The following is a 13520-nucleotide window of genomic DNA, read 5'->3' on the forward strand; positions in this document are numbered from 1 at the left end:
ACCACCATGGCACAGAAGCGATACCAGCCCGATGAGATCGTGACGAAGCTGTGGCAGGTTGAAGTGCTGCGCGACCAGGGGATGACGATGGCGCCAGATCGGTGTTTCCGAGTTGACCTATCACAGGTGGCGCAAGCAGTATGGCGGTCGCGATCAGCTTCGCCAGTTGAAGGAGTTCCAGAAGGAGAACGAGCGGCTTCGCAAGGCGGTTGCCGATCTGACGCTGGACAGGCTGATCCTGACGAAGGCGGCACGAGGAACCACAGGTCCGCGCAGCGAAACTTTTGAGCCGCTCGCGCCGCCGGGCCTGCATCGACCACGTTCGCACTGTGCTGCCGCGTGTCTCGGAGCGACGGATGTGCGGTGTGTTGGGGCAGCATCGCTCCACGCAGCGCCGCACTCCCCGCGGTCGGGGCGACGAGCAGCAGTTCACCCGGCATGAGCGGCTGGAGGCTGCGAATAGGCAGGGTGTGGAGCGTGGAACTGACCGGCAACGCGCTTGTCGGCCCCCCCCGCTTGGTGCAATGCTGGTGGCGATGGCGCTGCCGTTCGTCGTTATCGGAGTGATACGATAAAACCGCAGACAGCTTCCTCGGCTTCGTCGATATCGTCTGTATCAGGCTGTGGTTCCGCCATTTTTCAACATGACTAGACAGCGATCTGCTCCACAGAAAGCTTGGCTGGAACCACGGCGCAAACATTCTTGGGCCATCTGGACTATACAAGCTCAGAATATCGATGGTCCGGCTCTGGTTATTCTCTACCGCAACGATGATTTTTGCAGCGTGGTCGAAGGGAGTTCGCGCGGGGCAATGAACATTTCCATGTTGCTGCGGCAGATGCCCCAATGCTGGTAGATGAGCTGGACCATGCCCTCTTCATCCTGGCGGGCGATGGCCTCGATCATCTGGTCGTGCTGGTCGCAAGATTGCCGCAATTCCTCCTCCATCTCTGCGGTCTTGGGGCGAAAGAAGGTGTGGCCGATCCGGGCGTGGTCAATGAGGAGCTTGCTGTAGCTGGGGCTCAGGAAGGTGCTTGCCGACATGTCGCCGATCACCGCGTGAAAGAGGGTGTTTTCGACCACCATCGCGACGTGATCGCGCGATCCCAGCGCTGCGCGAAAGCGCGCCTGGCAGGACTTCAGTTCCTGCAATTGCTGCGGCCGGAAGTTCCGCACCGCCAAACGCGCCACCGCCTCATAGATGACCGGCGCAACCGAAAAGAAATCTCGCATCGTGGCATGGTTCATCGGAATGACGCGGGCGCCGCGGTTTTCGCGGATCAGGACATAGCCTTCGCCCGCTAGCTGGCGCAGCACATCCCTGACCGGCGTGCGCGAGATGCCGTAGCTTTCGCCAAGGCCGACCTCGTCCAGATCCTCGTCCGGGGCGCGTTCCAGCGTCAGGATCTGGTGCTTCAGATCCTCGTAAAGCGCGGTCTTGCCTGTTCTCATTCCCAGCTTCCGTGTCGTTGCGGGCTCGCGCCCCTGCGCCTGCCCGATCCTGGCGCAGATCGCGCGCCAGAACCGGACATGGCCGATTTGTAACATCTCTTCGAGCCAAGACAACGCATGGGCCAGAAGGGTCCAATCACGTAGCCTTGCCAAGAGCCGCGGCCTTGGCCGAGGCGGCTTTCAGCCCCAAGGCGACGGCGCGGTCGAAGCCATTGTCAAGCATGGTTTGCAGCGCAGCGGCGGTGGTGCCGCGATAGTCGATCATTCCTTGCACGATGGCGGCCGTATCGGCCTCCGCGCCTGCAAAAAGCTGGCTGGCGCCCGCGACCACGCCCTTGGCCGCGCGCTGCGCAAAGGTCGCGGGCAAACCCTGCGAGGTGGCATGCGCCACCAGCGCCTCGGCCAGCAATGCCGGGAAGGCGGCACCCGAGCCGGTCATGCCGACGCAATAGTCGATATGCGCCTCCTCAGGGACTTCGGCGCCTTCACCGCAGGAATCGAACAGTTCCTGAACGATCTGCTTGTTGGCGTCAGAAACGCCCGGCACGGCATACCACGGGGTAAAGGATTGCCGGATCGCCGCCGCTGCATTCGGGATGGCGCGGACGACTTCACGCGCGCCAGTCCTATCGGCGATGGCCTGCGCGGCGACGCCCGCCATGACCGAGATCACCAGTTTTCCGGATGCGTTGATATCCACCTCGGGAAAGTCCTGAGGCGGCACGCAAAGCACGATTATATCTGCGCCTGCAGCCAGTTCGGCATTGTCGCGGGTATGAACCGCGCCGGGCACCGGCAAGGCGCCGCGTTTGTCGGAGCGACCCGAAAGGATAAGCCGCTCACCGGCAATGGTGCCGCTGGCCACGGCGGCGCTGGCGATCGCATTGCCCAGCCAGCCATTGCCGCCGATGATCCCGATCCGCTTGTCGATGGTCATGATATTCTTCCTTGAAACTATGGAGATTGAATTGCCGCCCGGCGGGGGAATGGGATTAACCGCGTGCGCCGGTCAGTCCGGACAGGAACCGCTGGCAGCGATCCGTTTGTGGTGCGAACAGCACCTGGGACGAGGGGCCATGTTCGACGATCTGGCCCGCCTCCATGAAGATGGTCTGGTCCGAGACATGGCGCGCGAACTCCATCTCATGCGTTGCGATCAGCATGGTCATGCCGGATTCGCGCACCTCGCGGATGACGTTCAGCACCTCTTGCACGGTTTCCGGATCCAGGGCCGAGGTCGGCTCGTCGAACAGCATCACCTTGGGATCCATCGCCAGGGCGCGGGCGATGGCGACGCGCTGCTGCTGGCCGCCCGACAGCTGGCGCGGAAAGTTCTGCGCCTTGTCGGCCAGCCCCACCCGGTCCAGCAGCTGCATCGCTCGGGCATGGGCCTGGGCAGCGGCCGTCCCGCGTACCAGTCGGGGTCCCGAGGCGACATTGTCCAGCGCCGTCATGTGCGGAAACAGGTTGAAGCTTTGAAAGACCATGCCGATGTCTTCGCGCTGCCGGGCGATCTTCGGTTCGGGCAGGCGCTTCTGACCCGAGGATTGCGGTGCATAGCCGATCTCGACCCCTTCGACGCGGATGGTGCCCGACGCGATCGTCTCAAGCGCGTTGATGCAGCGCAGAAGCGTGCTTTTCCCCGAGCCGCTTGGCCCGATCAGCGCCACAGCCTGCCCCTTGTCGACCGACAGCGACACCGTCTTGAGCGCGGTATAGCCTCCGTATGTCTTGACCACCCGGTCGACCTCGATAAAGGATTGGGTCATGCCACCGCTCCTGTCTTCGCGGGTTTGCCGGTTTCGGCGAACCACCTGGAATTGCGGCGCTCGAAGGCGTTCTGCAGGATGGTCCAGATCGCGGTCAGGCCAAGGTAATAGATCGTGGCGACCGTCAGCGCCTCGAGCACGCGGAAATTCGATTGCATCAGGTTGTCGGTCGCGCGGAACAGCTCGGTCATCGAGATCACCGAGACCAGCGAGGTGTTTTTCAACTGCCGCACGAACTCGTTGCCCAGCGGCGGCACCGCGATGCGCAGCGCCTGTGGCGCGATGATCTTGCGCATGATGGTCGCGGGGCGCATTCCGATGGCCTTTGACGCCTCCCATTGCGCGACCGGCACGGCCGAGATCGAGGAACGCACGATTTCCGCCACATAGGGGCTTTCGGACAGCATCAGGCCGATGATCGCCGCCTGCACCACCGTCAGGTTGATGCCCATCTGTGGCAAGGCGCTGTACAGAAAGACCAGCTGCACCAGCAGCGGCGTTGCGCGAAAAAAGGCGACGTAACCCTGATAGAACCAGCGCGTGGCGAAGGTGTCTATGCGCCCGATCAGGGCCACGACCGACCCAAGGATGATCGCCAGGGCCAGGGTGACCAGCGTCAGCCAGACCGTGGTCCACAACCCCGCCAGAATGGCGGGGCGGGTCAGGTTATGGTAAAAGACGGACCAGTCCCAGGCGGCCATGTCAGTCCCTCGCCCCGTCAAGGGCCAGCGGTCCGACCGCCGACTGCTCCAGGATCGCGCGCAACTTCTGGCGCAATTCGTCCGAGGCGGGTGTCACCGGCTCGCGCGGCTCGCCCAGCGGCAGGCCGCGGATCGCAGATCCGGCTTTGGCCAGCGCGACATAGCCGTTCAGCAGCATGAAGTTCAGGATCGGCCACAGCCGGTCCCAGATCTGCAGCGCGCGCGGCAGATCGCGCGCGGTGGCCGCGTCGTACAGCGCGACGCAGAGTTCCGGCACAAAGGTCGAGGCCCCGATGATCGAACCCGGCGCACCATGTGCCAGCACCGCCAGCAGCGCCGGATCGGAGCCGGCCAGGACGGTCGGTGCATCCGGGTTCGACAGCATCCGCATGGTGCGGGTAAAGCTCGCCGGACTGTCCTTGATATGGGAGACCAGCCCGTCCTGGCGCAGCGTCACCATCTGCTCTTCGGAAATGTCCAGACCGGTGATGCCCGGGGTGTCGTAATAGATGATCGGTCCGCCGGCGATCGCCACGACCTTTTCCAGGAAGCGCTGGACCTCGTGGAATTTCAGCCGGTCGAAATAGGGGGTGACGACCAGCATCTGGTCGACGCCCTGATCCTTGGCGGCGCGGGTCAGTTCCAGCGCATCGCGGACATTGTTCGAGCCGACATGCGCGATCACGTCGCAACCGCCGGCCGCCGCCTCGGTTGCAAGGGCAAAGACGCGTTGGCGTTCCGCGACGCTCAGCGCCGGATGTTCCCCGGTCGAGCCGCTGGCGACGATGCCATGGATGCCGGCCGCGACCTGCGAACGGACAAGCGCCTTGTAGGCCCCTTCGTCCAGTTGCCCGTCGCTTGTGTTGAACGGGGTCAGGATCGCGCTGAGGATGCCGCGAAGTTCGGTCTTCATCTGTCTGTGCCTTTCAAAGCGGTTGTCGTCGGGGCGACAGGCATCGGCCCCCGGGCGGGGGTGCGGGCTGCGCCCGTCGCGTTGATCCGTTGGTGATGCGGTGACGCGCCCCCGGGGGTCGCGGCACCGCGCGGGCCTAGTTGAAGCTTTCCACGGCCGCCGTCTCGATATCCCATTCCTTGAGGATCGCGGCATAGCTGCCATCGGCCTTCATTGCCGTCAGCCCGTCCCGCAGCCTGGCCGCCAGCTCTGCATCGCCCTTGGGCAGGCCGATGCCCAGCACGGTCGGCTTGATGCCGGTGGCGATCTTTTTCAGCCCCGGCATTTTCTTCATGTAGTAGGAGATCAGCGAATCGGTGGCGATGAAGGTATCGACGCTGCCGTTTTCCAGCGCGCGCATCGCGACGGGCTGCGAATCGAAGGATTGGATGCGGATCGCCGCCTCGCCCCTGGCCGAGCATGCGGCGCTGGCCTCTTCGAGAACCTTCAGCGAGCCCGAGCCTTGCAGCACGCTGGCGGAATGGCCGCAAAGCTCCTCGATTCCCTGGATTGGCGCGGTTTCATGGGCGATGACGGTCTGGCTGGCCTGGATATAGGGCACCATCCCGATCGCCTCCTGGCGTTCCGGCGTCACATACATGGCCGCGCAGACGATATCGAAGCGATCGGCCTGCAAGGCCGGAATCAACCCCTTGAAGTCAAGGCTGATGAATTCGGCCGTGGCGCCCAGCCTTTCGGCCAGCGCGCCGCACAGCGCGACATCCACGCCGGTCGGCTTCTGGTCCTGATCATAGAAACCCCAGGGCATCTGCGTAAGCGAGGTGCCGATGCGAAGGGTTTCCTGCGCCTGGGCGGCACCCCCCAGAACCAGCGCCGCTGCGAGAGCGATCTTGAGCCGTTTCATTGTACACTCCATGTTGATATGAATGTATAACAACATAGTGCAATTGATGCGTCAAGAATATCCTCCGCTGCCCGAGCGTGTAACCTGGAGATGCGTGTCAGCTGCAAAGCAAAAGCCGCCCCGGTTGGGGTGGCTGCACCATGTTATCGGGGTTGTCATGCTTTCCCGGTGAATTCCGGCACCCGGAGAACAGGTCGTTCAGGCGCAGGTCGGCGGTGACCACCGCCGGCAGCGCGCCCTCGATGGTCTGCGACCCGCCGTCGACCTCGCGGGTGACTTTGGCCTTGCCGCCGTAGTTCCAGCTTCGAGGCGAAGGTCGCCTGCGCCCAGCCCAGGATCGCCGCCAGCATCTGGCCGGTGGTGTTCATGTCGCTGTCCATCGCCTGCTTGCCGGCGATGATGATCTGCGGCGAGGATCTTGGCCACCGCCAGCGGCTCGATGTCCTGCTGCACCTCCTCGGCGCCCATCGCCAGCGCGGTGCGCAGCGTCTCGGCCGCCTGCTTCACGCCGATCAAGACCGCGATCACCTCCTCGGCCCTGCCGGCTTCCTTCAGCCGGATCGCCTCCTCGACCGCGATCTCGTCGACAGGCTCAACGACATCCTCACCTTCGCCAGATCGACACCGGAGCCGGCGCTCTTAACGCGCGCCCTCACGTTGCAGTCGATCACGCGCTTCACCGGCACGAGAGGTTTCATGACTGCCTGCATGTCTACAGATCTTTGCACAGCCGCAGGCTGTCATAGATAGCCGCGTGGATGTTGCGGCAAGCGACCGCGTCGCCAACGCGGAACAGCATGTATTTGGCATCCGGATTCGAGACCGTCGTCTGCGGCCTGCCATTCAGCAGCGCGTCGTGATCGACCGCGCCGCGGTTTCGCGAGCGGTCCTTCAGTTCGAAATACAGCTCGTCATTCGGTAAGGTTCCACTGTCGCTGACCACCAGATCTATCTCGCGGGTTTCCTCGACCTGGGTATATTCGTTGCGCAGCGTCGCAACCAGGCTGTTGCCCAAGCGGGCGACGCGGCGCAAACGTCGGTCGGGTGAGATGGTTGCGCCGTTGCTGTAGAGGTGCGACAGGTAATGCGGGAAATTATAGGCCCCAGCCTCCACGCCAAGATGGCGTTCGGGCGTCACCACCTCCAGCTTTTTCTGCGCTTGCGACAGGTAGTCGGCGCAGCTGATGCCGCTGTCGGCGCCCTGGTCGTCGAACATTAGTACCCGCTCGCCCAACGCCACCCGGCCGCTGAGGATGTCCCATGTGCTGTAGACGTTCTCGTCGCCCTCGATCTCACCGACATTGGGGAAGCCGCCGGTCGCGATGATGACGATATCGGGCGAGAAACGCTCGACCATTTCGGTATCGGCCATGTAGCCCAGCCACAAGTCGACGCCCAGCTTGCGGCACTGGTCCTCGAGCCATTGCGAGATCGTCTGCAGGTCCTGGCGCCACTTCACCTTGGCGGCGATGTTGATCTGGCCGCCGGTCTGGGGCTCGGCCTCGATCAGGGTAACCTTGTGGCCGCGCTCGGCGCAAACGCGGGCAGCTTCCAGCCCCGCTGGACCGCCGCCCACGACGACGACGTTCTTTTGCACCTCGGCGCGCGGGATGACATGCGGCAGAGTGGTTTCCCGGCCGGTGGCCGGGTTCTGGATGCACAGCGCCTCGCCCCCGGCATAGATGCGGCTGATGCAGTAATTGGCGCCGACGCAGGGGCGAATGTCGTTTTCGCGCCGCTCCATCATCTTGCGGACCATGTGCGGATCGGCGATCTGGGCCCGGGTCATGCCGACCAGATCGATCAGCCCCTCCTCGACCGCGCGCGTGGCGGTGGCGAAGTCCAGGATGCGGTTCGCGTGCATGACCGGGATCGTGATCGCTGCCTTCATCGTCGCCGCCATGTCCAGGTAAGGCGCCAGCGGCGCGCTCATCCCCGGCATGGAAAGCGAGGCGGTGCGCCAGTCATAGACGGTGCTGGCCATGACGTTCAGGTAGTCGATATCGCCCGCGCCGGCGATTGCCTTGCCGATTGCCAGGCAATCGTCGCGGGTCAGGCCGGCCTCGAAGAATTCATCGCCGGTGATGCGCACGCCCAGGACCAGCTTGTCGCCGACGCCGCGCCGCACCGCCTGGATGATCTGCAGAGGAAAACGCAGACGGTTTTCCAGGCTGCCGCCATATTCGTCCTCGCGCCGATTGACGGCAGGCGACAGGAATTGCAGCGCGAGCTGGCCGCCGGCGAACAGCAGTTCGACTCCGTCAAGCTGGGCTGCCGCGGCGCGCTGGCCCGCCGCTTCGAAGTCGTGCAGGATGCGCTGGAAATCCCATTCCTCCATCGCGCGCGGAAATGAGCGGTGCTGCGCCTCGCGCACGGCCGAGGCGCTGACCGGCGCGATCCAGGCACCCGAATCCCAACGGCCCCGGCGTCCGGCATGGGAGATCTGGCAAAAGACTGCCGCGCCATGTTCATGCACGCCCTCGACCAGTTCCCGGATATGAGGAACGGCCCTGTCCTCGGCCAGGGTCAGCTGGCCAAAAGGGGCGGCGGCATCGGGCGAGACCGCGGTGGAACCGCCGATCATGGTCAGTGCGACGCCGCCTTTGGCCTTTTCCTCATGATAGCGGCGATAGCGTTCGCCGGCCAGCGATTGCACGCTGTAGCCCGGCGCATGCGCGGTGCTGACGATCCGGTTGCGCAGGGTCAGCCCGCGCAGGCTAAAGGGCTGGAGGAGGGCATCATACGCAGACATTGGGGTCGTTCCTTATGTGCGGTCGGTTGCTTGCGATCAGGAGGCGCGGCGCCTTCACTGGGCGAGCGTGTGGGTGTAGCGGGTCAGGAAGGCCTTGAGGCGGTCGGTGCGCGGGTTGCCGAGCAACTCGGCAGGTGGCCCCATCTCGGCGATGCGGCCCTTGTCGAAATAGATCAGCAGGTCGGCGACTTCGCGGGCGAAATGCAGCTCATGCGTGACGACCAGCATGGTGCGGCCTTCGCGCGCCAAGGCCTTCATGACGTCCAGAACCTCGCCCACCAGTTCGGGATCGAGGGCCGAGGTCGCTTCGTCGAACAACAGAACCTTGGGTTCCATCGCCAGCGCCCGGGCAATGGCCACGCGCTGTTGCTGGCCCCCGGACAGCTGCGTCGGATAATGCCCGGCGCGTTCGCGCAGGCCCATCCGGTCCAGCAATTGCATGGCCAGGGCCTCGGCCTTGTCGCGCTCCATCTTGCGGACCAGGGTCGGTGCCAGGGCGACATTCTGCAGCGCCGTCATGTGCGGGAACAGATCGAAGCTCTGGAACACCACCGCCATCTTGCGGCGGAATCCCAGAGCGTCCTTTTCGCCCTGTACCTGCTTTTCGTCCTGAAAGCGCACCTGCTGGTCTCCGATGCGGAAATCGGCGTTGGTGGGCATTTCAAGCAGGTTGAGGCAGCGCAGGAAGGTCGATTTGCCGCAGCCCGACGAACCGATGATCGCGGCGGTCTTGCCCTCTTCGAGTTCCATGCTGACGTCATCCAGCGCGCGGAAATTCCCGAAATTTTTGGTCAGGTTGCGGATCGAGACATAGCTCATCAGGCAAGCCTCCGTTGCGAGCGGCGCTCGAAATAGTTGGTCAGGCTGGCCATGGGCCAGATGATGGCGATGTAGATCAATGCGGCGAAAGTCAGCACCTCCAGCGGGCGATAGGTCTCGGCCGTCAGCGCATTGGCAGTATACATCAGGTCATGCACCGCCACGACCGACAAGAGCGAGGTGTTCTTGAACTGGATGATCGCCTGGTTGACGATGGCGGGCGTCATCCGGCGGATTGTCTGCGGCAGGATCACGTGCCACATCGTCTGCCAGTAGGACATGCAGAGCGAGCGGCAGGCGCTCCACTGGCGCTGGTCGATGGATTGCACGCCGCCGCGAAAGATCTCTGCCGAAAACGCGGCCATATAGAAGGTCAGGCCGCAGCCCGCTGCCAGCCATGCCGGCAGATTTACTCCCAGCACGATCGGAAAGGCGTAGTAGAACCAGACGATCTGGATCAACGCCGGGGTGCAGCGGAACAGGCCGATGAAAAACTGCACAGCCCAGCGGCCCGGCGCGAATGATCCGATCAACACGAGGCCCAGTCCCAGTCCCAGAAGCAGCCCGATCACTGTTGTGCCGATGCCATAAAGCAGCGTGATGTAGATTGCCTCGAACCAGGCGTCCGGCCGGAGCACGACCGACCAGTCATATTCATTCGGCATGTCCCGCGTGAGCTGCCGCTTCTGCATCATGTCCAGCCTGCCCGACCTTGCAGCGGCCGCGCGCCAGCCGGAGGCCGCGCCGCTCTACCGACGCATGGTCACGCTTGAGGCTGATAGCGGCTTTGCCTTCCAGGGCGGGCGCTGGCTGGGCGACATTGCGCCGGATCTGCTCGATGCCGATCTGCGCGACCGACTGGCGCGCGCAAAGGAGATCGCCGCCATCCGCTCCAGCATCGAGGCGACAATCCCGAAGAACATGCTCTATGTGAAAGGCTGGCCCACCCGTCCGCTGACCGACGAAGAGGCCGTGTTCTTGGCTGGCATCCGACAGAAAATCACCGCTCTAAAGGCCCATGCTCATGATGCGACGCTGCAGAAAGACGGAGCGTTGATGGGTATCGCGGGCGCTCCTGTGCAAGTGCGCAATCCCGACGCCGCTCAGGTGGAAACGGCAAATGGACCGTTCATGACGTCGTCCTTGCCGGTGGCTGGCTTTGCCATAATCGAAGCTGCCGATTTGGCCGAGGCCATAGACATGGTCTCGCGGACCCCCTGCGCTGTCGCACACGGCGTCGTCGAGGTGTGGCCACTGGAGCAACCATCGTAGAACGGCAACAGGTCTCATTGCGCCCCGAGGCGCGAAGCATTTCAGCTATTCTGTATGTGGTGGTGCTTCGATTGCCCAGCTCGGATCGGCGCCAAAGGGGTGGTCCAGGAAGAAGACCCAGGTCCCATCGCTTAGGCGCCGGTGAACTTCCATGCCATGATGATGCACTTTCGTCGGCTTGCCCTCCTTGTCCATGCCCCTGATCAACCACTGCGAGCGTGTCATCGCAAAGTCGCCGGAAACGGTCGTGTGGTGGGTGATCACATCCATATGGGGCTTCAGCCCGATATAGCCGGCCATCGTTTTACGGATAGCCTCGGCGCCGCGCGCGATGCTGGTGCCGCCATGGACCTCGTCGACCTGAACGATCGACGCTTCGGGATGGTACATGGCGGCAGCGGCTTCGACGTCCTGCGCATTGAAGGCGCGCGCAAGCCAAAGATTGCAGAGTTCGGGAGAGGGAGCGCCCATCTTTGTTCTCCTTTTGCGAGTAGCGGCTATGAGACACCCGCGAATTTCTATGGGAGCGTTTCCTGGTCATCGTGAGCCGGAACGCGGAGACCGCGTTGCACAGCCGGCCGCGCCGCGATTTCAGCAAACCAGCGGGCGACATTCGGGTATTGGCCGAGATCGACATCAAGCTTGGATACGGCAGCGTTGATCCATGGCCAGGTCATCACGTCGGCGACACCGAAAAGATCGCCGACAAGATATGGTCTTGGTTCCAATTGGCCATCCAGCACCCGCAGGATGCGGGCTGTCTCCCGTTCGAAACGGGCGATCACCTGCGGGAGCCTTTCGGCGGCAAAGATCTTGTAGTTCCAGAGCTGGCCGAGCGTCGGCCCGACATGCCCCGCCTGAAAGAGCATCCATTGCAGCGTGAGCCCGGCCTCGATGTCGTTCGCCGGCTTCAGCACACCCGAGCGATCAGCAAGGTAGAGCAGGATCGCGCCACTCTCGAACACCGTCCGGCTCCGGTCGGGGTCAACGATCACCGGGATCTTGTTGTTGGGGTTCAGTGCGAGAAATTCTGGCCGGAACTGGTCGCCCTTTTCGATATCCACGACATGGACGACATAAGGGAGCCCTGTTTCCTCGAGCATGATCGAGGCCTTGTGGCCGTTGGGAGTCTGGTAGCTGTAAAGCTGGATGGGGGTCATGATTGTGCCTGCCAATATCCCGACATTCCCCAAGTGGCCTGCCGCTTGACTTCAAGATCGCCTGATTTTGCTCGCTGGGCAAGCGTTTTTCGCCCCGAGCGGTGTCTGTCGTCGCGCAAACGGCCGAAGTCGGGTGGATCAAGCCTCGAACCCGCAGCATTCTGGCCCGGCAGAGCCGCTTTTCCGCGCGGCAGACGGACCTGTCCTGCCGCTTTCGTTCAGCTTGGGCATGGATCGTGGTCATGCGCATGACGGAGGCGTTCGAAGACGGCGGATGGCGGCAAGGACGGCCCGCACCATCGGGCCGGTGACGGCGACCTCGGCCAACTGGAAGGTAATGGCGCGGGCGTGGCGGACGACGCGGGCGCCGATCTTGATCAGCTTGAGTTGCAGGCTGGTCAACGACCAGTCCGCCATGGCCTCGGGCAGTTCGATGCAGCGCAGGAAGGTTGCCAGGTTGTAGGCCAGCGCGTGCAGTTGCAGCCGCACCTCGTTGTGCCGGAACTTCCGGCATGACAGCCGCGTCCAGCGAAAGGCATATTTGCCTTCCTTGATGTGCTGCTCTGCGGTGCCGCGCTGGTTGTAGAACCTCACCACCCAGTCTGGCTCCATCGGCAGGTTGGTGACGATGAAGCCGACTTTGGGGAACAGCTCGCCCGGATGCCATTCGATCTTGGCGATGACGCGGCGCGGCTTGTCCCAGGACGCCGCCTGATACTCGAAGTCCTCGAAGAACCGTTTGACCTTGGTCAGCGAAGGCCGTCCCACGGGCCGTGTCAGCCGATGCGCGATCTTCTCGCGCAAGACGGCGTTGGCGGGCAGACGGATGGCGTAGAAGAACCTGGCTTCTTCCAGCCGCATATAGATCGCGGGGATCGCGTAGGCAGCGTCGGCCCGGAAGAAGCGTCCACCAAGGTCGCGGCCAGCATATCGGGCAATGACGGGATCAAGGACATCCCGCCAGCCATCGGCGCTGTGGACATTGCCGTTACGCAGGGCGCAGCGCTCCAGCATGCCAAACTGGTTGAACAAGAAGATGGGGTGATAGCAGGTGCAGTCGAAATGCCCGTTCCAGGCAGCACCTTCCTGATCGCCGTGGGTGGGGCTGACCGAGCTGTCCATGTCCAGCACGATGTATTTCAACCCGTTGCGGTCATGAAACCGGTCGATCCATTGGCCGTTCAGATCGGCCAGCGCCGCCCGGTTCGCGGCCAGAGCCAGCGTCTCGGTCTCGAACCGTCCCATCTGCGATGCCGAAGCAGCTTGCGCCTCGACGGCCCTGCCGCCAACGACCTGACGCATCACGGGATCGAGGGCCAAGCGGTCGGCATCGTTCACATCCTCGTATCCGGCCAGTCGTCCGAACACCGATTGCCGGAACAATCCGTCAAGCCGATGGAGCGTGTTCTTCCCGGTGCGGCTGTCTCGCAGCGCCTCCGACGCCAGATTGGACAGGCCGAGCACGTCATCAAGCTCGCGCATCACCAGCAGGCCACCGTCTGAACTGATCTGCGCACCACGGAACTCCAGACGCACACGGCGGTCGAAATCAACCCGATCTCCCCGCGCCAAGCCCGCACCCTCCAGGTGATCCATGAAACGCGCCCCTCGCAGCCGTCAACGCCATGATTTATATGCGAAATATCACGATTACGACAGCGAAATCAGCGACTTACTTGGAGAATGTGGGATTCATATCCCATGAGCTTCTCTCTGAGCGATAGGTGCCTGCGCGGAGGCGGAGCGTCGCATCCGCGCGCCTGCGTGGGAGCCTATG

At 63.3% G+C, this 13520-nt stretch carries 13 protein-coding genes and 3 pseudogenes; 3 read left to right on the forward strand and 13 right to left on the reverse strand.

All coding sequences use genetic code 11. The annotated features are described in order from the left end of the window. Positions 1-6: 6 nt before the first annotated feature. Together NBE95_RS14355 and NBE95_RS14360 are read left to right on the forward strand one after the other, a co-directional pair. A pseudogene (locus NBE95_RS14355) lies at positions 7-422 on the forward strand (transposase); the annotation flags it as partial. A 133-nt stretch (positions 423-555) separates the two neighbouring features. Further along, positions 556-648 (forward strand): annotated as a pseudogene (locus NBE95_RS14360) (IS5/IS1182 family transposase); the annotation flags it as partial. A gap of 112 nt (positions 649-760) precedes the next feature. Here the strand turns inward: NBE95_RS14360 and NBE95_RS14365 are convergent. The 10 genes and pseudogenes from NBE95_RS14365 to NBE95_RS14410 all read right to left on the reverse strand — a co-directional run bounded on the left by NBE95_RS14365 (position 761) and on the right by NBE95_RS14410 (position 9976). Beyond that, positions 761-1453: a GntR family transcriptional regulator gene (locus NBE95_RS14365; protein WP_289894933.1), complete on the reverse strand. Its 693-nt coding sequence runs from the start codon at positions 1451-1453 to the stop codon at positions 761-763. Between the two features lie 136 nt (positions 1454-1589). After that, on the reverse strand, positions 1590-2390 hold the full coding sequence (locus tag NBE95_RS14370; RefSeq protein ID WP_289894934.1) for a pyrroline-5-carboxylate reductase dimerization domain-containing protein: 801 nt from the start codon (positions 2388-2390) through the stop codon (positions 1590-1592). A gap of 55 nt (positions 2391-2445) precedes the next feature. Beyond that, entirely contained in the window at positions 2446-3222 is a 777-nt protein-coding gene (locus tag NBE95_RS14375; protein WP_289894935.1) for an amino acid ABC transporter ATP-binding protein, read from the reverse strand. After that, positions 3219-3923 (reverse strand): amino acid ABC transporter permease, encoded by a 705-nt coding sequence (locus tag NBE95_RS14380; RefSeq protein ID WP_289894936.1) that lies wholly within the window; start codon positions 3921-3923, stop codon positions 3219-3221. The genes NBE95_RS14375 and NBE95_RS14380 overlap by 4 nt, the downstream gene beginning before the upstream one ends. A 1-nt stretch (position 3924) precedes the next feature. Beyond that, positions 3925-4836, reverse strand: coding sequence for a dihydrodipicolinate synthase family protein (locus NBE95_RS14385; RefSeq protein WP_289894937.1), 912 nt, complete (start codon positions 4834-4836; stop codon positions 3925-3927). A gap of 136 nt (positions 4837-4972) precedes the next feature. Then, a complete protein-coding gene (locus NBE95_RS14390; RefSeq protein WP_289894938.1) occupies positions 4973-5740 on the reverse strand; it encodes an ABC transporter substrate-binding protein in 768 nt (255 codons plus the stop codon). 193 nt (positions 5741-5933) lie between these two features. Beyond that, positions 5934-6438, reverse strand: a pseudogene (locus tag NBE95_RS14395) (electron transfer flavoprotein subunit beta/FixA family protein); the annotation flags it as partial. Positions 6439-6452: 14 nt separating this feature from the next. Then, on the reverse strand, positions 6453-8492 hold the full coding sequence (locus tag NBE95_RS14400; RefSeq protein WP_289894939.1) for an FAD-dependent oxidoreductase: 2040 nt from the start codon (positions 8490-8492) through the stop codon (positions 6453-6455). Positions 8493-8546: 54 nt separating this feature from the next. After that, positions 8547-9311 carry an amino acid ABC transporter ATP-binding protein gene (locus NBE95_RS14405; protein WP_289894940.1) on the reverse strand — a complete coding sequence of 255 codons (765 nt, stop codon included), beginning with the start codon at positions 9309-9311 and terminating at the stop codon, positions 8547-8549. Then, complete coding sequence (locus tag NBE95_RS14410) at positions 9311-9976, reverse strand: amino acid ABC transporter permease (protein ID WP_289894941.1); 666 nt, start codon at positions 9974-9976, stop codon at positions 9311-9313. The genes NBE95_RS14405 and NBE95_RS14410 overlap by 1 nt, the downstream gene beginning before the upstream one ends. 28 nt (positions 9977-10004) lie before the next feature. On the opposite strand from NBE95_RS14410, the gene NBE95_RS14415 reads away from it, so the two are divergent. Continuing rightward, entirely contained in the window at positions 10005-10583 is a 579-nt protein-coding gene (locus NBE95_RS14415) for a YciI family protein (protein ID WP_289893950.1), read from the forward strand. Between the two features lie 45 nt (positions 10584-10628). Here NBE95_RS14415 and NBE95_RS14420 read toward each other — a convergent pair whose 3' ends face one another. The 3 genes from NBE95_RS14420 to NBE95_RS14430 all read right to left on the reverse strand — a co-directional run bounded on the left by NBE95_RS14420 (position 10629) and on the right by NBE95_RS14430 (position 13339). Beyond that, a complete protein-coding gene (locus NBE95_RS14420; RefSeq protein ID WP_289893951.1) occupies positions 10629-11054 on the reverse strand; it encodes a nuclear transport factor 2 family protein in 426 nt (141 codons plus the stop codon). A gap of 47 nt (positions 11055-11101) precedes the next feature. Further along, positions 11102-11743 carry a glutathione S-transferase N-terminal domain-containing protein gene (locus NBE95_RS14425; protein ID WP_289893952.1) on the reverse strand — a complete coding sequence of 214 codons (642 nt, stop codon included), beginning with the start codon at positions 11741-11743 and terminating at the stop codon, positions 11102-11104. Positions 11744-11983: 240 nt separating this feature from the next. Continuing rightward, positions 11984-13339 (reverse strand): IS1380-like element ISPme1 family transposase, encoded by a 1356-nt coding sequence (locus tag NBE95_RS14430; RefSeq protein ID WP_012112698.1) that lies wholly within the window; start codon positions 13337-13339, stop codon positions 11984-11986. Positions 13340-13520 lie beyond the last annotated feature (181 nt).

This window comes from Paracoccus sp. TOH, assembly GCF_030388245.1.
Taxonomy (GTDB): Bacteria; Pseudomonadota; Alphaproteobacteria; order Rhodobacterales; family Rhodobacteraceae; genus Paracoccus; species Paracoccus simplex.

Coding starts and splice junctions, on each gene's coding strand:
- NBE95_RS14365 (WP_289894933.1), bottom strand. CDS start 1,453: ATGAGAACAGGCAAGACCGCGCTTTACGAGGATCTGAAGCACCAGATC.
- NBE95_RS14370 (WP_289894934.1), bottom strand. CDS start 2,390: ATGACCATCGACAAGCGGATCGGGATCATCGGCGGCAATGGCTGGCTG.
- NBE95_RS14375 (WP_289894935.1), bottom strand. CDS start 3,222: ATGACCCAATCCTTTATCGAGGTCGACCGGGTGGTCAAGACATACGGA.
- NBE95_RS14380 (WP_289894936.1), bottom strand. CDS start 3,923: ATGGCCGCCTGGGACTGGTCCGTCTTTTACCATAACCTGACCCGCCCC.
- NBE95_RS14385 (WP_289894937.1), bottom strand. CDS start 4,836: ATGAAGACCGAACTTCGCGGCATCCTCAGCGCGATCCTGACCCCGTTC.
- NBE95_RS14390 (WP_289894938.1), bottom strand. CDS start 5,740: ATGAAACGGCTCAAGATCGCTCTCGCAGCGGCGCTGGTTCTGGGGGGT.
- NBE95_RS14400 (WP_289894939.1), bottom strand. CDS start 8,492: ATGTCTGCGTATGATGCCCTCCTCCAGCCCTTTAGCCTGCGCGGGCTG.
- NBE95_RS14405 (WP_289894940.1), bottom strand. CDS start 9,311: ATGAGCTATGTCTCGATCCGCAACCTGACCAAAAATTTCGGGAATTTC.
- NBE95_RS14410 (WP_289894941.1), bottom strand. CDS start 9,976: ATGCCGAATGAATATGACTGGTCGGTCGTGCTCCGGCCGGACGCCTGG.
- NBE95_RS14415 (WP_289893950.1), top strand. CDS start 10,005: ATGTCCAGCCTGCCCGACCTTGCAGCGGCCGCGCGCCAGCCGGAGGCC.
- NBE95_RS14420 (WP_289893951.1), bottom strand. CDS start 11,054: ATGGGCGCTCCCTCTCCCGAACTCTGCAATCTTTGGCTTGCGCGCGCC.
- NBE95_RS14425 (WP_289893952.1), bottom strand. CDS start 11,743: ATGACCCCCATCCAGCTTTACAGCTACCAGACTCCCAACGGCCACAAG.
- NBE95_RS14430 (WP_012112698.1), bottom strand. CDS start 13,339: ATGGATCACCTGGAGGGTGCGGGCTTGGCGCGGGGAGATCGGGTTGAT.